The 17,566-nt window shown below is 51.6% G+C and carries 34 protein-coding genes; 33 read left to right on the top strand and 1 reads right to left on the bottom strand.

Going from position 1 to position 17,566, the window contains the following annotated elements:
* From rpsJ to folP, 29 genes are all read left to right on the top strand, one after another.
* Positions 1-312: a 30S ribosomal protein S10 gene (gene rpsJ, locus ACR2R1_RS10980; protein WP_026609162.1), complete on the top strand. Its 312-nt coding sequence runs from the start codon at positions 1-3 to the stop codon at positions 310-312.
* An 18-nt stretch (positions 313-330) separates the two neighbouring features.
* The gene (rplC, locus tag ACR2R1_RS10975; RefSeq protein ID WP_086135207.1) at positions 331-969 is read left to right on the top strand and encodes a 50S ribosomal protein L3; all 639 of its coding nucleotides are present in this window, start codon (positions 331-333) and stop codon (positions 967-969) included.
* A gap of 10 nt (positions 970-979) precedes the next feature.
* Positions 980-1,594 (top strand): 50S ribosomal protein L4, encoded by a 615-nt coding sequence (gene rplD, locus ACR2R1_RS10970; protein ID WP_077731315.1) that lies wholly within the window; start codon positions 980-982, stop codon positions 1,592-1,594.
* Complete coding sequence (gene rplW, locus ACR2R1_RS10965; protein ID WP_086135208.1) at positions 1,591-1,884, top strand: 50S ribosomal protein L23; 294 nt, start codon at positions 1,591-1,593, stop codon at positions 1,882-1,884. Before rplD ends, rplW begins: the two co-directional genes overlap by 4 nt.
* Before the next feature lie 46 nt (positions 1,885-1,930).
* Positions 1,931-2,758, top strand: coding sequence for a 50S ribosomal protein L2 (gene rplB, locus ACR2R1_RS10960; RefSeq protein ID WP_077731313.1), 828 nt, complete (start codon positions 1,931-1,933; stop codon positions 2,756-2,758).
* An 18-nt stretch (positions 2,759-2,776) separates the two neighbouring features.
* Complete coding sequence (gene rpsS / locus ACR2R1_RS10955; protein WP_077731312.1) at positions 2,777-3,049, top strand: 30S ribosomal protein S19; 273 nt, start codon at positions 2,777-2,779, stop codon at positions 3,047-3,049.
* A 16-nt stretch (positions 3,050-3,065) separates the two neighbouring features.
* A complete protein-coding gene (gene rplV / locus ACR2R1_RS10950; RefSeq protein ID WP_077731311.1) occupies positions 3,066-3,401 on the top strand; it encodes a 50S ribosomal protein L22 in 336 nt (111 codons plus the stop codon).
* A gap of 9 nt (positions 3,402-3,410) precedes the next feature.
* Positions 3,411-4,082, top strand: coding sequence for a 30S ribosomal protein S3 (rpsC, locus tag ACR2R1_RS10945; protein ID WP_077731310.1), 672 nt, complete (start codon positions 3,411-3,413; stop codon positions 4,080-4,082).
* A 16-nt stretch (positions 4,083-4,098) separates the two neighbouring features.
* The gene (gene rplP / locus ACR2R1_RS10940) at positions 4,099-4,512 is read left to right on the top strand and encodes a 50S ribosomal protein L16 (protein ID WP_077731309.1); all 414 of its coding nucleotides are present in this window, start codon (positions 4,099-4,101) and stop codon (positions 4,510-4,512) included.
* On the top strand, positions 4,512-4,706 hold the full coding sequence (rpmC, locus tag ACR2R1_RS10935) for a 50S ribosomal protein L29 (protein ID WP_077731308.1): 195 nt from the start codon (positions 4,512-4,514) through the stop codon (positions 4,704-4,706). The genes rplP and rpmC overlap by 1 nt, the downstream gene beginning before the upstream one ends.
* Positions 4,703-4,963 (top strand): 30S ribosomal protein S17, encoded by a 261-nt coding sequence (rpsQ, locus tag ACR2R1_RS10930; protein WP_086135209.1) that lies wholly within the window; start codon positions 4,703-4,705, stop codon positions 4,961-4,963. Before rpmC ends, rpsQ begins: the two co-directional genes overlap by 4 nt.
* A gap of 40 nt (positions 4,964-5,003) precedes the next feature.
* Entirely contained in the window at positions 5,004-5,372 is a 369-nt protein-coding gene (gene rplN, locus ACR2R1_RS10925) for a 50S ribosomal protein L14 (RefSeq protein ID WP_077731306.1), read from the top strand.
* Positions 5,373-5,388: 16 nt separating this feature from the next.
* On the top strand, positions 5,389-5,706 hold the full coding sequence (rplX, locus tag ACR2R1_RS10920) for a 50S ribosomal protein L24 (protein WP_077731305.1): 318 nt from the start codon (positions 5,389-5,391) through the stop codon (positions 5,704-5,706).
* Positions 5,707-5,723: 17 nt separating this feature from the next.
* Positions 5,724-6,263, top strand: coding sequence for a 50S ribosomal protein L5 (rplE, locus tag ACR2R1_RS10915; RefSeq protein WP_077731304.1), 540 nt, complete (start codon positions 5,724-5,726; stop codon positions 6,261-6,263).
* A gap of 8 nt (positions 6,264-6,271) precedes the next feature.
* Positions 6,272-6,577 carry a 30S ribosomal protein S14 gene (rpsN, locus tag ACR2R1_RS10910; RefSeq protein WP_077731303.1) on the top strand — a complete coding sequence of 102 codons (306 nt, stop codon included), beginning with the start codon at positions 6,272-6,274 and terminating at the stop codon, positions 6,575-6,577.
* A 61-nt stretch (positions 6,578-6,638) separates the two neighbouring features.
* Positions 6,639-7,034 carry a 30S ribosomal protein S8 gene (rpsH, locus tag ACR2R1_RS10905; protein ID WP_077731302.1) on the top strand — a complete coding sequence of 132 codons (396 nt, stop codon included), beginning with the start codon at positions 6,639-6,641 and terminating at the stop codon, positions 7,032-7,034.
* A gap of 20 nt (positions 7,035-7,054) precedes the next feature.
* On the top strand, positions 7,055-7,588 hold the full coding sequence (rplF, locus tag ACR2R1_RS10900; protein WP_077731301.1) for a 50S ribosomal protein L6: 534 nt from the start codon (positions 7,055-7,057) through the stop codon (positions 7,586-7,588).
* A gap of 7 nt (positions 7,589-7,595) precedes the next feature.
* Positions 7,596-7,949 carry a 50S ribosomal protein L18 gene (gene rplR / locus ACR2R1_RS10895; protein WP_077731300.1) on the top strand — a complete coding sequence of 118 codons (354 nt, stop codon included), beginning with the start codon at positions 7,596-7,598 and terminating at the stop codon, positions 7,947-7,949.
* 8 nt (positions 7,950-7,957) lie between these two features.
* A complete protein-coding gene (gene rpsE, locus ACR2R1_RS10890) occupies positions 7,958-8,476 on the top strand; it encodes a 30S ribosomal protein S5 (protein WP_434114132.1) in 519 nt (172 codons plus the stop codon).
* Positions 8,473-8,658 (top strand): 50S ribosomal protein L30, encoded by a 186-nt coding sequence (rpmD, locus tag ACR2R1_RS10885; RefSeq protein ID WP_077731298.1) that lies wholly within the window; start codon positions 8,473-8,475, stop codon positions 8,656-8,658. The genes rpsE and rpmD overlap by 4 nt, the downstream gene beginning before the upstream one ends.
* Complete coding sequence (gene rplO, locus ACR2R1_RS10880) at positions 8,659-9,093, top strand: 50S ribosomal protein L15 (RefSeq protein WP_077731297.1); 435 nt, start codon at positions 8,659-8,661, stop codon at positions 9,091-9,093. It abuts the gene before it with no gap.
* Positions 9,094-10,419, top strand: coding sequence for a preprotein translocase subunit SecY (gene secY, locus ACR2R1_RS10875; RefSeq protein WP_434114129.1), 1,326 nt, complete (start codon positions 9,094-9,096; stop codon positions 10,417-10,419).
* A 43-nt stretch (positions 10,420-10,462) separates the two neighbouring features.
* Positions 10,463-10,576, top strand: coding sequence for a 50S ribosomal protein L36 (gene rpmJ / locus ACR2R1_RS10870; protein ID WP_077731295.1), 114 nt, complete (start codon positions 10,463-10,465; stop codon positions 10,574-10,576).
* Between the two features lie 83 nt (positions 10,577-10,659).
* Entirely contained in the window at positions 10,660-11,016 is a 357-nt protein-coding gene (gene rpsM / locus ACR2R1_RS10865) for a 30S ribosomal protein S13 (protein ID WP_077731294.1), read from the top strand.
* A gap of 33 nt (positions 11,017-11,049) precedes the next feature.
* Positions 11,050-11,436, top strand: coding sequence for a 30S ribosomal protein S11 (rpsK, locus tag ACR2R1_RS10860; protein ID WP_077731293.1), 387 nt, complete (start codon positions 11,050-11,052; stop codon positions 11,434-11,436).
* Between the two features lie 15 nt (positions 11,437-11,451).
* Entirely contained in the window at positions 11,452-12,072 is a 621-nt protein-coding gene (rpsD, locus tag ACR2R1_RS10855) for a 30S ribosomal protein S4 (protein ID WP_077731292.1), read from the top strand.
* 16 nt (positions 12,073-12,088) lie between these two features.
* Positions 12,089-13,084, top strand: a complete 996-nt coding sequence (locus ACR2R1_RS10850) for a DNA-directed RNA polymerase subunit alpha (RefSeq protein ID WP_077731291.1) — start codon at positions 12,089-12,091, stop codon at positions 13,082-13,084.
* Between the two features lie 19 nt (positions 13,085-13,103).
* Positions 13,104-13,469 (top strand): 50S ribosomal protein L17, encoded by a 366-nt coding sequence (gene rplQ, locus ACR2R1_RS10845; protein WP_077731290.1) that lies wholly within the window; start codon positions 13,104-13,106, stop codon positions 13,467-13,469.
* Between the two features lie 221 nt (positions 13,470-13,690).
* Positions 13,691-14,500, top strand: coding sequence for a dihydropteroate synthase (gene folP, locus ACR2R1_RS10840; protein WP_077731289.1), 810 nt, complete (start codon positions 13,691-13,693; stop codon positions 14,498-14,500).
* Between the two features lie 94 nt (positions 14,501-14,594).
* Here folP and panD read toward each other — a convergent pair whose 3' ends face one another.
* Positions 14,595-14,975 carry an aspartate 1-decarboxylase gene (gene panD / locus ACR2R1_RS10835; RefSeq protein ID WP_086135211.1) on the bottom strand — a complete coding sequence of 127 codons (381 nt, stop codon included), beginning with the start codon at positions 14,973-14,975 and terminating at the stop codon, positions 14,595-14,597.
* A gap of 507 nt (positions 14,976-15,482) precedes the next feature.
* On the opposite strand from panD, the gene tatA reads away from it, so the two are divergent.
* Genes tatA through ACR2R1_RS10815 form a run of 4 tightly spaced genes read left to right on the top strand, consistent with a single transcriptional unit; the run spans position 15,483 to position 17,566 of the window.
* Positions 15,483-15,686 (top strand): twin-arginine translocase TatA/TatE family subunit, encoded by a 204-nt coding sequence (gene tatA / locus ACR2R1_RS10830; protein WP_077731287.1) that lies wholly within the window; start codon positions 15,483-15,485, stop codon positions 15,684-15,686.
* 17 nt (positions 15,687-15,703) lie between these two features.
* The gene (gene tatB, locus ACR2R1_RS10825; protein WP_077731286.1) at positions 15,704-16,030 is read left to right on the top strand and encodes a Sec-independent protein translocase protein TatB; all 327 of its coding nucleotides are present in this window, start codon (positions 15,704-15,706) and stop codon (positions 16,028-16,030) included.
* Positions 16,031-16,049: 19 nt separating this feature from the next.
* On the top strand, positions 16,050-16,799 hold the full coding sequence (gene tatC / locus ACR2R1_RS10820; protein WP_077731320.1) for a twin-arginine translocase subunit TatC: 750 nt from the start codon (positions 16,050-16,052) through the stop codon (positions 16,797-16,799).
* 41 nt (positions 16,800-16,840) lie between these two features.
* Positions 16,841-17,566: an SAM hydrolase/SAM-dependent halogenase family protein gene (locus tag ACR2R1_RS10815; protein WP_434114124.1), complete on the top strand. Its 726-nt coding sequence runs from the start codon at positions 16,841-16,843 to the stop codon at positions 17,564-17,566.

The raw sequence follows: 17,566 nt of genomic DNA, 5'->3' as shown, positions 1-17,566 counted from the left end.
GTGCAAAAACAGCGAATCAGGATCCGTCTGAAGGCGTTTGATCATCGACTGATCGATCAGTCTGCCAGCGAAATCGTTGAAACGGCCAAGCGAACCGGTGCCCAGGTTTTGGGACCGATCCCCTTGCCGACCAAAAAAGAGCGCTACACCGTTCTCATCTCGCCACACGTCAATAAAGACGCGCGCGACCAATACGAACTGAGGACCCATAAGCGTTTGATGGACATCGTTGAGCCGACGGATAAAACGGTTGACGCTTTGATGAAGCTCGACCTTGCTGCCGGCGTAGACGTACAAATAAAGTTGAATTGACGTATTTAGGAGCGATCGATGGCGTTAGGTTTGGTTGGGCGGAAGTGCGGCATGACCCGTATTTATGCCGAAGACGGCTCCGCAGTGCCGGTTTCCGTAATCCATGTGGAGCCGAATCGCGTCGTGCAGGTCAAGGCATTGGATACAGACGGTTACCGGGCGATTCAGGTGACCGCTGGGGTTAAGAAGAGGTCCCGTTTGTCCAGGCCGGAGGCCGGGCACTACGCTAAGGCGGGTGTCGAGGCTGGGCGCGGTTTATGGGAATTTCGTGTAGAAGAGGGCGATGCGGGTCAATACTCGGTGGGCTCCGAGGTGGGCGTAGACATTTTCCAGGAAGGGCAATACGTCGATGTTCAGGGTATGAGTATCGGTAAAGGTTTTGCGGGTGTGGTTAAGCGTCACAACTTCAGAACCCAGGATGCTACGCACGGAAACTCGTTATCGCATCGTGCGCCGGGTTCTATCGGTCAGAACCAAACGCCTGGTCGCGTTTTTAAAGGCAAACGAATGGCCGGACACCTTGGTAGTGTCACGACCACCGTGCAAAGTTTGAAGGTGTGCGCGGTTGATAAGGAGCGCTCGTTGCTTCTGATCAAGGGGGCTGTGCCAGGCGCGAAAGGTGCCGAGGTCTTAATTAAGCCGGCTGTTAAGAAGTAAAGAGGGTAATATGGGGTTGCAGATTCCATCGGCTGTCGATGGCGGCACGCCGCTCGAAGTCTCCGAGGCAGTGTTTGGGCGGGATTACAATGATTCTCTTGTTCACCAGCTAGTAGTTGCGTATTTCGCTGGAGCTCGATCCGGTACAAAAGCGCAAAAGACGCGCTCAGAAGTTAGCGGCGGCGGTGCGAAGCCGTGGCGACAAAAAGGCAGTGGTCGTGCTCGTGCCGGTACAACTCGAAGCCCTCTCTGGCGTACGGGCGGTGTTACATTCGCAGCGCGTCCCCGGTCCTATGAACAGAAACTGAACAAGAAGATGTACCGGGCTGCTATGCGGTCGATTCTGTCCGAGCTGTTGCGTCAAGGGCGGTTGTATATCAGCGATGATATTCATCCTTCGGCTCCTAAAACAAAGGAGTTTCTTCAGAAGCTTCAAGGTCTCGGATTTAAGCGAGGGTTGGTTGTTACCGATGCGCTTGATGAAAACTTGTTCTTGGCTGCGCGGAATCTCCAAGACGTGTTGGTGTGCACTGCCAGCTCCGTGAATCCGGTGGCCCTCGTACATAGCGAGAAAGTGATTTTGACGTCACAAGCAGCAAAGCAACTTGAGGTCGGCCTAGCATGAGACAGCTGGAACTAATGAGCGTCATCGAGGCGCCAATTATTTCGGAAAAGAGCACTGCGGCCGCTGAAAAAGCAGGTCAGGTTGCTTTTCGTGTAAAACGGACCGCGAGTAAACCTCAGATTAAAGAGGCCGTTGAACTCATGTTCAATGTTAAGGTGGCCTCGGTTCATGTCCTGAATGTGGGCGGAAAAGTTAAGCGATCCGGGCGGTTTATAGGTAAACGTTCCGACTGGAAAAAAGCGTACGTGAAACTGAAGCCGGGATTCGATATCGATCTGTCCGTAGCGTAGGAAAAACGCGAGAACATAGAACAGTAAATAATTGCGGGAATTTCAGATGGCGCTAATTAAATCGAAACCCACCTCGGCCGGTTCACGGTTTGTGGTTCGAGTACGGACAGAAGGTCTTCACAAGGGGAAGCCTTATGCAGGTCTCGTCGAAAAAAAGACGAGAAATTCCGGTCGAAACAATCAAGGCCGAGTGACGACGCGTCATAAAGGCGGCGGCCACAAAAAGTTTTATCGTGTGATCGACTTTAAACGGGACAAGCTGGAGATACCCGGCCGAGTTGAGCGTATAGAGTACGATCCGAATAGAACAGCTCATATCGCGCTCGTGGTTTACAAAGATGGCGAGCGGCGATACGTCATTGCGCCCAAAGGGGTGACCGTCGGGGCCGAGGTTGTCTCATCGGAGTATGCGCCCATACGCCCTGGCAACTGTTTACCGATTAGAAACATCCCCATTGGTACGCTGATTCACTGCATCGAGCTCAAGCCGGGAAAAGGTGCTCAGCTAGCACGTAGCGGAGGTGCGTCCGCGCAACTCGTTGCAAAAGAGGGTGCGTACGCAACTATCCGCCTGCGGTCGAGCGAGATGCGCAAGGTGCTTGCCGAATGCAAAGCCGTGATCGGTGAAGTTTCAAATCACGAACATAACTTGATTTCTTTAGGTAAGGCTGGAGCTACCCGATGGCGCGGTATTCGGCCTACCGTGCGCGGCGTGGCGATGAATCCCGTCGACCACCCGCACGGCGGTGGTGAAGGTAGAACTTCTGGTGGCAGACACCCGGTATCTCCATGGGGTGCGCCAACCAAAGGGTATAAGACGCGAAACAACAAACGCACCGACGCCATGATCGTGCGGGGTCGTAAGCAAAAATAGATATGAGAGGTAGAAGACGTGCCACGTTCGATTAAGAAGGGACCGTTTGTCGATTATCACCTACTTAAAAAGGTAGCGGACATGGGGCAGTCTGGGGCGAAAAAGCCCATAAAGACTTGGTCTCGCCGTTCGATGATCATCCCTGAGATGATCGGATACACCTTGGCGGTACACAATGGCCGCCAACACGTTCCAGTGCTCGTGACCGACAACATGGTGGGGCACAAGCTTGGAGAGTTTGCCCCGACTCGAACGTACAAAGGCCATCAAGCCGACAAGAAGACAAAGTGATTGGAGGCGGTGAAACATGGCAACGGTAGCGAAGCTAAACAATACGCGCGTATCTGCTCAAAAGTGCAGGTTGGTGGCCGATCAAATTCGGGGACTGAGGGTCGACAAGGCGATCGATTTACTCAGCTATAGCACGAAGAAATCTGCGCGAATTTTAAAGAAAGTGCTGGAATCTGCGATAGCGAACGCCGAGCACAACGACGGCGCCGACGTGGACGAGTTGTTAGTCAGTGTGATCGAAGTGGCCGAGGGCCCTACGCTGAAGCGCATGTCGCCACGTGCCAAGGGGCGAGCTAATCGTGTCCTCAAGCGTACATGTCATATAACGATTCACGTCTCAGAGCATCGATAAAGGATATTTATGGGGCAGAAAGTTCATCCGACCGGGATACGGCTCGGCTACATCAAAGATTGGACCTCTCGCTGGTACGCGTCCAGCAAGGACTACTCGGCGTTTCTCTTCAACGACTTGAAGGTACGGGAGTTCCTAAAAAGGAAACTTGGACACGCATCGATCAGCCGTGTCCAAATTAACCGGCCGGCGAACAATGCGCATATCACCATCCACACGGCAAGACCTGGTCTAGTCATTGGAAAGAAGGGTGAGGATATCGATGCCTTGCGTCGAGAGTTGTCATCGATGATGGGCATTCCCGTTCAGGTAAGTGTAGAGGAAATTCGTAAACCTGAACTGGACGCTCAACTCGTGGCGGAAGGCGTTGCCCAGCAGTTGGAAAAGCGAATCATGTTCCGGCGTGCGATGAAGCGCGCCGTGACCAACACTCTTCGGCTTGGTGCCGAAGGAGTGAAAATTAACGTAAGCGGGCGGCTGAACGGCGCAGAAATTGCACGTAGTGAGTGGTACCGCGAGGGACGTGTTCCTCTTCACACCTTTCGTGCCGATATCGACTATGGGTTCGCCGAGGCGAAGACAACTTACGGAGTCATCGGAGTGAAAGTGTGGATTTTCAAGGGCGAGGTTTTTTCAACCGGAGAAAGCGAATCCAAAGGCGTCGCTTCATCTGAGGTATAACCGGGGCTAGTAGACCATGTTGCAGCCGAAGAGAACGAAATATAGAAAACAGCAGAAAGGCAGAAACACAGGCCTCGCCACCAAAGGTAACCGGGTCAGTTTCGGCGAGTTTGGTCTGAAGGCCGTGGAGAGGGGAAGGATCACTGCGAGGCAAGTTGAAGCCGCGCGCCGTGCTATCACACGACATGTTAAGCGTGGTGGAAAGATGTGGATTCGCGTATTTCCCGATAAACCGATATCGAAAAAGCCGCTCGAAGTTCGAATGGGGAGTGGAAAAGGAAGCGTGGAGTACTGGGTCGCGGAGATAAAGCCTGGCACGATGCTTTACGAGCTTGAGGGAGTGAGCGAAGAGTTAGCGCGTGAAGCGTTCGAGCTTGCCGCAGCTAAGCTTCCGATAAAGACAACTTTTTCGTTTCGGACGGTCATGTGATGAAAGCCAGCGAACTTAGATCGAAAACCGAGGGCGAACTTAAAGAAATGCTGCTCGAACTTCACCGAGAGCGCTTTAACCTCAGGATGCAAAAGGCTACCGGTCAATTAACCAAATCGGATCAACTGCAAGGGATTAGGCGGGACATCGCCAGGGTAAATACGGTTCTAACCGAAAAGAGCTTTTCAGTATGAGCGAAACAGTCAAGACGTCCCGTACCATCACGGGAAGAGTTATCAGCTCCAAAATGGATAAGACGATCACGGTTCTGGTGGAGCGGTTGGTATCTCATCCAGTTTATGGAAAGTTCGTACGTCGAACGAGCAAGGTGTTGGCCCATGACGAGAATAACGAGTGTCACGAGGGTGACGTCGTAGTTGTTTCTTCCTGCCGTCCGCTATCGAAGAAAAAGGTTTGGATGCTGGACAGAGTGGTCGAGCGGACTAAATGACAACGAGAAGGGCAACGGCAATAAATAAGGGGTATCGAAGATGATTCAGATGCAAAGCAACCTGGATGTGGCTGATAACAGCGGCGCTAAAAAGGTCATGTGCATCAAGGTGCTCGGTGGTTCGCATCGCCGGTATGCAAACATCGGCGACATCATCAAGGTTAGCGTTAAGGATGCTATTCCTCGCGGACGCGTTAAGAAAGGCGAGGTTTACAATGCCGTGGTTGTGCGGACAAGAAAAGGCGTTCGTCGGACAGATGGATCGGTTGTCCGGTTCGACGGCAATGCGGCAGTGTTGCTTAACAATCAGCATCAACCCATCGGCACGCGCATTTTCGGGCCGGTTACGCGAGAACTGCGGTCCGAAAAGTTCATGAAGATCATTTCGCTCGCACCTGAAGTACTTTAACGAGGATCCTTGCGTCATGCGAAAGATTAAGAAAGGCGATCAAGTTGTAGTGCTCACCGGGAAAGACAAAGGGAAGCGGGGTGCGGTCTTGTCGGTGTCCTCGGACGATCGGGTCGTCGTCGAAGGTATCAACCTGGTTCGGAAACACCAAAGACCGATTCCGATGAGGGGAATAAATGGCGGAATAGTTGAAAAGGCTATGCCGATTCACCGGTCTAATGTGGCACTGTATAACCCGGGAACAAACAAACCCGATAAAGTGGGCTTTAAGCTTTTGGCCGACGGTAGAAAGGTTCGTTATTTCAAGTCCACGAACGAAGTTATTGACGTTTGATTTTGCGGATAACAGAAATGGCTAGGCTTCAATCTATTTACAAAGAACAGGTAGTTCCGCAGCTGATCAAGCGATTTAACTACCAATCGGTAATGCAAGTTCCGCGACTGGAAAAGATCACCCTTAATATGGGAGTAGGCGAAGCCGTAGCCGACAAGAAGATACTCCAGAACGCGATGGAAGACCTGCAAAAGATCTCCGGCCAAAAACCCATCGTAACGATCGCCAGAAAGTCAATCGCCGGGTTCAAGATCAGAGAGGGCATGCCCATAGGCTGCAAAGTAACGCTGCGGCGTGATAGGATGTATGAATTTTTGGATCGGCTTGTCAATATAGCGATACCGCGGATTCGAGATTTCCGCGGATTGAGCCCAAGGTCATTCGACGGTCGTGGCAACTATAGCATGGGTGTCCGGGAGCAGATCATCTTCCCCGAGATTGATTACGACAAAATCGACGCTATACGCGGTATCGACATAACCATTACGACTTCGGCTGGCAGCGATGACGAAGCCCGTGCGCTGTTGGAGCAGTTTAAGTTTCCGTTTAGAACATAGGAACGGCAATGGCAAAAAAATCTATGATCGCACGAGAAAAGAAGCGTCAAGCGTTGGTTAGCAAGCACTACAAAAAGCGGGCTGAGCTGAAAACCATCGTTCAGAGTGTGTCGTCGACGGATGAAGAGAAATACCAAGCGCAACTAAAGCTTCAACAGCTCCCCAGAGACGCGTCGCCGTCGCGCCTCCACAACCGGTGCAGTTTGACCGGTAGGCCGCACGGGTTCTATCGGAAGTTCGGTCTCGGACGGAATAAGCTGCGTGAGTCGGTTATGCGCGGCGATGTGCCGGGCGTGACGAAGGCAAGCTGGTAAGAGTGGATCGTCGACCCAATCACCGTCTGAGCCCAACCGTTTTGTTTACGGAGAATTTGAAATGAGTATGACCGATCCGTTGGCTGATATGATCATCCGTATAAGAAACGGGCAAGCCGCCGGAAAAAACGAAGTCGTTATGCCGTCGTCGAACGTTAAAATCGCAGTATGCCGCGTATTGAAGGACGAAGGCTACATCACGGATTATCAGGTAAGCCAGGATGCCGGGAAGGCCTCGCTTTGTGTGCAGCTCAAGTATTACAAAGGGCAGCCCGTTATCGAGCAGTTCGAACGCGTCAGTAAGCCCGGCCGTCGCATTTACCGATCGAAAGACAAGCTTCCCCTGATTCTGGGCGGGCTAGGTACGGCGATCGTGTCCACCTCGAAAGGCGTTATGACAGACAAGGATGCACGAGAGGGTGGGCATGGTGGCGAGGTCCTCTGTCTGGTGTCGTAATCGAGCATAGAGACTTATCAATGTCCAGAATAGCAAAAAATCCGGTCGCTCTTCCGAAAGGAGTGGAGGCTAGCATTTCCGGTGACGTAATCACCGTAAAGGGTGCTAAAGGTGCGCTGACTCGCAGTTTGAGTCCCAAAGTTCGAGTTGAAATCGCAGACGGTCATATATCGATTTTAGCCGATAAAGCCGATAGACAAGCTAATGCGCTTGCTGGTAGCACGCGTGCAAACATTGCGAATATGGTAACGGGCGTGAGCGTTGGCTTCGCTCGTAAATTGACGATGGTTGGCGTTGGCTATAGGGCTCAAGCGAAAGGAGACGTATTGAGTCTCTCGCTGGGATTTTCCCACCCTCTTGAGCTTACCGCTCCGGAGGGTATTACGATCGAAACGCCCTCCCAGACCGAGATTGTGGTCAAGGGGTGCGACAAACAGCGGGTGGGTCAGGTTGCTGCCGACATCAGAGCATATCGACCACCGGAGCCTTATAAGGGAAAAGGTGTTCGATACGCGGAAGAGGAAGTCGTCAGAAAAGAAGCGAAAAAGAAGTAGGTGATTGATGGATAAGAAATCGGCGAGATTGAAGCGGGCGACGAAAGCCAGAGCGATCATCAAGTCATTAGGCGTGAATCGGCTTACCGTCCATCGGACGCCGCGTCATATCTATGCACAGGTAACGAGCGCCGATGGGGCGCTGGTCCTCGCGTCGGCATCTACGTTGCAGCCGGATATCAAGGCCAGCTTGGCGTCGACCGGAAACGTTGAGGCGGCCAAAGCGATTGGCAGGCTAATAGCGGAACGGGCGCTGTCGGCGGGAGTATCAAATGTGGCCTTCGATCGATCAGGATTCAAATATCACGGTCGTGTCAAAGCATTGGCTGACGCCGCGCGTGAAGCCGGGCTTGGGTTTTAGGGGGAGTTATGGCGAGCCTAAACGTTCAGAGCAGTTCGGCCGAAGGGTTTCAGGAAAAGTTGGTCGCGGTCAGGCGCGTCGCCAAAGTTGTAAAGGGCGGCCGTCAGTTCGGGTTCACCGCGTTAACTGTTGTTGGTGACGCGAATGGTCGGATCGGGTATGGCTTGTGCAAAGCGCGCGAAGTTCCTGTCGCGATCCAGAAGTCAATGGAGCAAGCCCGGAGAAATATGCGTAAGGTGAGCCTCAACGGTGACACCTTGCATTACGCAATCACTGCTAGCACTGGGGCTGCCAAGGTATTTATGCAGCCGGCATCTCAAGGTACCGGGATCATCGCGGGAGGTGCGATGCGCGCGGTATTCGAGGTTGTTGGCATACATAATGTGCTTGCCAAGTGTATTGGAACAAATAACCCCATTAACGTCGTTCGCGCAACGATTAAAGGACTGACGGAGATCAGAGACCCTCGTTCCATCGCAGCCAAGCGCGGGAAATTGGCAGATAATCGTTCGGGGAAAGATAAATGAGCGAGAAGCAACTCAAAGTTACGCAGATAAAGAGCGAGATCGGGCGTCTTAAGTCTCACCAGGCGTGTCTTCGCGGGCTTGGCATCAGACGTATGCACCGACCGGTATACGTTAGCGCAACACCGGCTAACTGCGGGATGATCAACAAGGTTGCGTACATGCTCAAGATTGAGGATGCTTAAATGTTCCTAAATTCGATTAGGCCGTCGGAAGGCAGCAGAAAAAAGAGAACCCGCGTCGGGCGCGGCATTGGCTCTACATTGGGTAAGACCAGCGGAAAAGGACATAAAGGCCAAAAAGCCCGAGCCGGAGGCTTTCATAAGGTAGGATTCGAAGGCGGACAGATGCCGCTTCAACGGAGACTGCCGAAAGTCGGATTTAAATCGAGAGTAAAAGCGTTCGTCGCTGAGGTTCGGTTAAACGAACTTAATCGGCTGGCTGGCGAGAAAGTCGATATCCAAGCGTTAAAGGCGGCAAATTTGGTTCCGGCGCAGGCTCGCTCTGTCAAGGTTATTGACTCGGGAGAGTTGACGTCCTCGGTGACCCTTGTCGGCATTAAAGTTACGAAGGGCGCGCGTTCAAAAATCGAAGCGGCTGGCGGCACAATCGAGGCATAAGTGAGCATCGCGAACTCCACCCTAAGCGAAAGGTTTGGTAGGCTCACAGAGCTTCGCCAACGGCTTCTCTTCGTAATCGGCGCTCTCGTCGTTTACCGAATTGGGGCACACGTTCCCATTCCTGGAGTTGATCCAAAGGCTTTGGCTGCGATGTTCGCGCAGCAAGGCGGGTCGATACTGGACATGGTGAACATGTTTTCAGGGGGCGCGCTGAAGCGCCTGAGTATATTTGCTCTTGGGATCATGCCGTATATCTCGGCTTCAATCATTATGCAATTGATGGCAGGCGTAATCCCGAAGCTGGAGCAGATAAAAAAAGAGGGTGAGTCAGGGCGGAAAAAAATCAACCAGTACACAAGGTACGGCACCGTTTTTCTCGCAACGTTCCAGGCCATCGGAGTCGGGCTTGCGCTACAAAACCAATCCGCCTCAGGTGTCCCTGTCGTTATTAGCCCGGGAATTCACTTCCTGTTTATCACGGCTGTGTCGCTGGTCTGCGGAACCGTGTTTTTGATGTGGCTTGGCGAGCAGGTTACGGAACGAGGGATTGGAAATGGGATATCTATCATAATTTTTGCCGGTATTGTGGCTGGGCTTCCGTCGGCAGTTGGCGGCACCCTCGAATTAGCGCGAACCGGTGAATTGAGCATGATGAGTATCGTCGCTCTGTTTGGTATTGCGCTAGCAGTAACGGCGCTCGTCGTGTTTGTTGAGCGGGGGCAGCGGCGGATTACCATTAATTATGCGAAACGGCAGGAAGGACGGCGGATGTATGCTGCTCACAAGAGTTTTCTGCCCTTGAAGTTGAATATGTCGGGTGTGATACCGCCGATATTTGCGTCTAGTATCATCCTATTTCCTGCAACGTTGGCGGGTTGGTTCGGAAACACTAAGAACCTTGGTTGGCTGCAGGATATCGCCACAACTTTATCACCCGGGCAACCGCTATACGTGTTGTGCTACGCCAGCGCGATCGTCTTTTTTTGCTTTTTCTATGCCGCGTTGGTGTTCAACTCGAATGAAACGGCGGAGAACCTGAAGAAATCGGGCGCGTTTATTCCGGGTGTCAGGCCTGGCCAGCAAACCGCAGCCTATATTGATGCCGTGATGACGCGTTTGACATTGGCGGGCGCCATTTACATTACCGCTGTATGCTTGCTGCCCGAATTTTTAATCGTTTATTGGAACGTGCCGTTCTATTTCGGCGGAACCTCTCTGCTGATCATAGTGGTGGTGGTAATGGATTTTATGTCACAAATCCAAACCTACATCATTTCGCACCAGTATGAAGGTTTACTAAAGAAGTCCAATATCAAGCTCAGTTAACCTGGTTTTAGAATCACGGTTTACAATCATCAGGGGAATTTTAATGAAGGTTCGTGCGTCAGTTAAGAAGATCTGCCGAAACTGCAAGATTTTGAAGAGAAAAGGGATTGTTCGCATAATATGTAAGGATGCGCGTCATAAGCAGCGCCAAGGCTAATCATTGAATAGCGTATTCTTAAATGACGTGGTATGATGCGAGATTCAGCCTAAGTCTAGAGAGTTGATGTGGAGGCAGGATAAATGGCACGAATTGCGGGAGTTAATATCCCGGATCACAAGCACCTAGTTATTTCGCTTACGGCGATTTATGGTATCGGCAGATCTAGGGCATCACTGATTTGTGAGAATGTTGGTCTGAGCCCCTCGGTTAAGGTCAGGGAACTCGGGGACAGTGATATCGAGCGCATCCGCGAGGAAGTTGCGAAGTTTGTTGTGGAAGGGGATCTTCGGCGCGAGAGCGCGATGAATATCAAGCGCCTAATGGACTTGGGTTGTTATCGTGGAATGCGGCATCGGCGAGGTCTCCCTGTTCGCGGGCAACGGACCCGTACTAACGCACGAACCAGAAAAGGTCCGCGACGGCCGATTCGCAAATAAATCTAAAGAGTGGTTTCGAGGTAAGACATCGACATGGCTGCATCTAGTCGTCCCGCAAAACGGATTAAACGAGATATTTCTGACGGAGTTGTTCACATCAGCGCGTCATTCAATAACACCATAATAACGATTACAGATCGTAAGGGTAATGCGCTCGCATGGGCAACTGCTGGGGCCTCGGGGTTTCGCGGGTCTCGGAAAAGCACGCCGTTTGCTGCTCAGGTCGCCGCAGAAAAGGTGGGAAGCATAGTAAAGGATTATGGCGTGAAGAATCTGGATGTGCGAATAAAGGGACCTGGGCCAGGCAGAGAGTCGGCGGTAAGGACGCTCAATAATATGGGATTTAAGATCACGAATATTATTGATGACACACCGATACCGCACAATGGGTGCCGTCCTCCAAAGAAACGGCGGGTATAAGCAGAGGGGCGAAAAATGGCTAGATATCTAGGGCCGAAGTGCAAGCTCAGTAGAAGAGAAGGCACGGATCTGTTTCTTAAATCGCGCGGCAAGTCGCTCGAAGGAAAGTGCAAGCTCGATCAACAGCCGGGGCAGCACGGCCAGAAGCGCGCCCGTATGTCGGACTACGCAACTCAGCTCCGCGAGAAGCAGAAGCTGCGCAGAATTTACGGCGTATTGGAGCGCCAATTCCGGAATTATTATAAGGCCGCGTCGAGCAGAAAGGGATCAACCGGCGAAAACTTGCTGAACCTGCTCGAGTCTCGTTTAGATAACGTGGTCTATCGCATGGGTTTTGCTTCCACCAGGGCCGAAGCGCGCCAGCTTGTTAGCCACAAAGCGATTACGGTTAATGGCAAGGTCTTGAATGTGCCGTCCTACCAAGTCGCGCCAGGAGATGTTGTCTCAGTACGGGAAAAGGCAAAGAATCAGCTAAGAGTTAAAGATGCACTGCAAGTTTTGGAACAGTATGGATTTCCTGCTTGGGTGGATGTCGACGCAAAGCAAATGCGGGGCGTGTTTAAGTCAGTGCCTGAACGTAGTGATCTGGGCGCTGAAATAAACGAGCAACTGGTTGTCGAGTTGTACTCCAAATAATTGTTGTTCCTAATCGATGCAAAACTACTTGGCGAATCTAATTAAACCGCGGTTGGTTGACGTCAATCCCATAGATCGAAACAGTGCGAGGATTGTAATCGAGCCTCTGGAAAGGGGGTTTGGTCATACCCTGGGCAATGCGCTGAGGCGAGTTCTGCTCTCCTCGATACCCGGCTGTGCAGTTACGGAAGTAACAATAGAAGGGGTATTGCATGAGTACTCTACGATAGATGGCGTTCAAGAAGACGTTATTGACATTCTTTTGAACCTTAAGAACCTCGCGATTCGTATACCGACCGGACAAGAGGTTACGCTTAAGATAAACAAGTCGGGTCCTGGCAAAGTTACCGCAAGCGACATAGAGCTTACCCACGATGCGGAAATTCTTAACCCGGAGTTGGAGATCGCGAATCTGACGCACTCCGGGAAGTTAAGCATGACGCTCAAAGTTGAAAAGGGTCGAGGATATCAGCCGGTGGGCGCGCGGAATTCCGGGCAGGCGGAAACCGCAGTTGGCGTGCTTAATATCGACGCTTCTTTTAGCCCGATTCGGCGCGTCTCGTATTTGGTAGAGAACGCTCGTGTCGAGCAGCGTACGGATCTAGATAAGCTTATTCTGGAGCTGGAAACTAATGGGACGGTTGATCCAGAAGAAGCGGTTCGACAAGCTGCATCGATTTTGAACGAACACCTATCGGTATTCGTTGCCCTCAAAAGTGAGGAGACGCCGAGAATCAGCGAAGAAAGGCCGCAGTTCGATCCGTTGCTGCTTCGGTCGGTTGATGATCTCGAACTGACTGTTCGCTCCGCTAATTGCTTGAAGGCGGAAAACATATTCTACATCGGCGATCTGATTCAAAGGACCGAAGTGGATTTGCTCAAAACCCCAAACCTTGGAAAGAAGTCGCTGACTGAAATTAAGGATGTTTTGGCGACGAAGGGTTTGTCACTTGGCATGCGACTTGAAAATTGGCCTCCCGAGGGTCTTAAACGTGACCAACAAGACTCTTAAATTTGTGTGGGTGTAACAAATGCGGCATCGTAATTCGGGTAGAAAACTAAATATTACCGGCAGTCACCGAAACGCCTTGTTTCGAAACCTAACTGCCTCCTTGATCCAACATGAGATCATTCAAACGACTTTGCCGAAAGCGAAAGAGATCAGGCGGTTTGCTGAGCCTTTGATCACCTTGTCGAAGAAGAATAGCGTAGCCGCACGACGCCTTGCGTTTGCGCGTATCAGAGACCGTGACGCAGTCGTAAAACTGTTCGACGAGTTAGGACCCCGATTTAAGGATCGGCCGGGTGGCTATTTAAGGATTTTGAAATGCGGTTTCCGCAGGGGCGATGCCACACCCATGGCATACGTAGAACTTGTTGATCGGTCAAACGCATAAGAGCCGGACGCCGGCTAAGGTGCAAGATTGGCCTGAATGGCCAATGTCGTTGGCCCGCTTATGCGGGCCAATTGCTCTGCAGCAAAGTAAAGTTTTCCGCATTGCCTAGCCTACTCATATAACGTAGGAGGCGGCTGAGAAAATATCGGTCGCTCATTTATACTACCGTCACCAAGCGGAATTTTCGGCATCTAACGGTGCTCTTGCGCGGGAACTCCGTCATGCAATATAAGCCCCTTATCATGGGGATTCTGAACGTAACTCCAGATAGCTTTTCGGATGGTGGCCGGTATTGTGTGCCAGCGGACGCGTTATTGCATGCGCAACGTATGGTATTAGAGGGTGCGGATATCATCGATATCGGTGGGGAGTCGACGCGGCCCGGCTCAGAGCCGGTTAGCGAAGAGGCGCAACTTAGCCGCGTCATTCCGGTCGTTCGTACTTTGCGCAGCCATTTGCCGCACAATGTGATGTTAAGCGTCGATACGACAAGAAGTCGCGTCGCAGAGGAAGCGATATCTGCTGGCGTAAACATGGTGAATGATATCTCAGCCGGTAGGGATGACCCAAGGATGTTCTCGGTAGCAGCAAAGGTTGGTGTGCCGTTGGTACTTATGCATATGCAGGGCAAGCCAAAAGGTATGCAAGATAACCCCGTGTATACGGATGTAGTCGAAGAAGTATTGGTGTTCTTAATGGAACGGGCAGAAGCTGCAATGAAAGAAGGGGTTGCGGCCGAGAACATTGTCATCGATCCTGGCATCGGGTTTGGAAAGCGGAAAGACGACAATCTGCGGTTGATTAAAGAGCTAAGTCGCTTCGTGGCGACGGGTTATAAGGTTTTATTAGGGACAAGCAGGAAGCGCTTTATGGGGGCGATCTGCGGCGAGAGTCATCCGCCGGAACTGGTGGGGGCGACGATAGCAACTACTGTTCTTGGAGTATCGGCTGGAGTGGCTTTGTTTCGCGTGCACGATGTTAAGCCCAACCGTCAGGCTGCGGATGTGACCGCGGCGGTTTTGCGGATGTGAATTGGCGGCACGATGGCGAACTGTCAGTTAGTCCCGGCGATTCGGCTAAGTTATTAAATGCAAACCGCTAAATCAGTAGGTGACGCAGTTGAGCTCAGGCTGCTTGTATGGGTATCGACTGACCCGTCCGGACGATTTGGTTGTGTTCTCCAAGATAGATCAGTGTGGGTTTATAGCCGATGAGTTCGCTCTGATTTAACCCTACGTAGGCGCATATAATCATGATGTCTCCAGGAGCAGCAAGACGAGCGGCAGCGCCATTGACAGAAATTACGCCCGATCCCTCTTGTGCGCGAATGGCGTAGGTAGTGAACCTTTGCCCGTTGTTAACATTATAAATGTGGATTTGTTCATATTCTCTGATTCCCGAGCGTTCGAGTAGCAAACCATCAATGGCACAAGAGCCCTCATACTCGAGTTCGGAGTGTGTCACTCGAGCTCTGTGTAGCTTTGCTTTGAGCATCATCGTTTGCATACGGTAAACCTGTGAGTAGGCTCGTTCGAGTCGGGGATTATCCAGAAAAAGCTAGACAGTAGCAACCCGGCGTAGAATTAGTCGGCTTGGCGAAACCATTCATTATAGGTGATTAAGGCAGAACGTCGCAAGGAAAGTGCCAGCGATCTTGTCTCTTGGCCGGAGGGGCTGTTATGGATGATTTACCTTAGGCACTGAGGTGTCAGCGGTCGCCAAGGTCGGAGTGAAACGGGATGTCGGATGGAAGTAGTGCTAGTTTTATACGGTAGGCCTAACTTATTTGATTTTGTGCGGTCTTATTTTCGTGGTTTTAATTTGCAGTGGCCAGCTCGCTCTATGTGCCCGTAAATTCTTTAACAGTAGAATATGGCAATTACCAATGACCAAGAAACGGATGCAGAGAATCGTACTGGGTCTTGGCCGGGAAAACGCCTGGTTATTTTTAACGAAGCGAATTCGGTAATATCTCTCGAGTTAACGTCACTAAAAGCATGTAGGAGTAAATTGATGGGTATCGGTATATGGGAGCTACTGCTCCTTTTCTTGATCGTACTGTTGCTGTTCGGCACCAAACGACTACGTAACATTGGCGGCGATCTGGGATCGGCAATAAAGAGTTTTCGTAGTGCGATGAGCGAGGGGGACGAAGAGAAATCCGGGAGGACGATCGACGGAGAGGCGGTCCACGAGAACAAAGACAAGACGACCTAACAACGATTCAAAAAAGCATGTTCGATATTGGCTTTTGGGAATTGGTCTTGGTAGGTGTCGTATCGCTTCTGGTGTTCGGTCCGGAGCGTCTACCCAAGGTGGCAAGAGAGGTCGCACTGTGGGTTCGAAGGGCTCGTGCAATGGCCGCTTCGGTGAGGCAAGAAATTGACCATGAGCTTCAGTTGCAAGAGTTGCGTCAATCTTTATTAGAAGAAAAGAAAAAGGTGGAGTTATTATCGACTCCGGTGCGACCTGGCAAAAAGAAAGATCGCGTGTCGATATCTGATCCGAACGAAACGGACGAAAAAGAGCCTGCTTCTAAGCACCGCGATGGTGAACTATAAAAAGTATAGTCGGGGACAGATGCAAGACACCGAGCAACCTTTTATTTCTCACCTAGTAGAACTACGGGATAGACTGCTGCGGTGCATACTCGTGGTTTTGTTTGTTTTTATGAGCATGGCCTATTTTGCCAACGAGATCTACGCTTATTTGGCAGGGCCGCTCATGAAGCATTTGCCGCCCGGTTCGCAAATGATCGCGATCGATGTCGCCTCGCCATTCCTGACACCGTTCAAGCTTACGCTGGTGGCGGCGGTTTTCCTGTCGATACCGTATATTCTTTACCAAGTTTGGGCCTTTGTCGCGCCGGGCTTATATGAGCATGAGCGCCGTCTGGTGCTGCCGCTTCTGTTTGCAAGTACAGTGCTGTTTTATGGGGGTATGGCGTTTGCCTATTATCTGGTCTTCCCTCTGATTTTCGGGTTCCTGACCGCAACGGCGCCGGCGGGAGTAGCGGTAATGACCGATATTACGCATTACCTGGATTTCGTACTAACTTTGTTCTTCGCTTTCGGGGTCTCGTTTGAGGTTCCAATTGCGACCATCGTGCTAATTTGGAGCGGCATTTCTACCCGAGAGAGCCTGTCCGAAAAACGGCCTTACATTATTGTGGCCGCTTTTGTCATCGGAATGGTGCTTTCACCTCCCGACGTGGTTTCGCAAAGTCTTTTGGCAGTGCCCATCTGGCTGCTGTTCGAGTTGGGGCTTGTATTTTCGCGATTGTTTCGGCCTAGACGCATAGAGCAGATTCCAAACCTCCAAGACGAGTAAGGTCAGACCATAGCCGTCAATCCGCTGTTGCTGACACCGATATGATTTTTCTATTTACCGATTTCGGTTCAGAGGGGTCGTATCTTGGGCAAATGGAAGCGGTGCTGCGATTGCGGGCGCCGGGAGTCGACATTGTAAATCTCGTTAGCAACGCACCCATGGGCGAGCCCCGGTGGAGTTCATATCTACTCGCAGCCCTGTGCAAACAACTTCCGACCGGTAGCGTATTTCTTGCCGTGGTCGATCCCGGCGTCGGCGGTGAACGGTTGCCGGTTGTTCTACAAGCGGATGGGCAATGGTTTGTGGGGCCGGATAACGGTCTCCTCAATACTGTGGCAGCGCAATCGGCCGAAGCGGAATGGCGGGTGATCGATTGGCGTCCAAGGATGCTCTCGTCGAGTTTCCACGGCCGCGATCTTTTCGCTCCTATCGCTGCACGCATTGCCACCCATGACTTCAGCTGGGCGAGCCACAACCATCAGAAACCGGATCTGATCGAATGGCCGTCCGATCTCGCCGAGATCATCTATTTCGATCACTACGGCAATGCCATTACTGGAATGCGGCACAGGACTGAATACTGCGGAATGACGCTCTGTGCAAATGGCCAGTCGTTACGGCAGGCTAACACATTTTGTTCGGTTCCCGCCACCCAAGCCTTCTGGTATCAAAACTCAATCGGACTGATTGAAATCGCAGTCAACTGTGGACGCGCCGATCGAGACTTAGAGCTGTCCCTCGGTACGGCCATTTCGTTCAAGGCTTAA

The organism is Methylocaldum sp. GT1TLB (genome assembly GCF_051027445.1).
Classification (GTDB): domain Bacteria; phylum Pseudomonadota; class Gammaproteobacteria; order Methylococcales; family Methylococcaceae; genus Methylocaldum.
The sequence above is the reverse complement of the archived record's forward strand: the minus strand, read 5'-3'. Positions and strand labels throughout refer to the sequence as shown.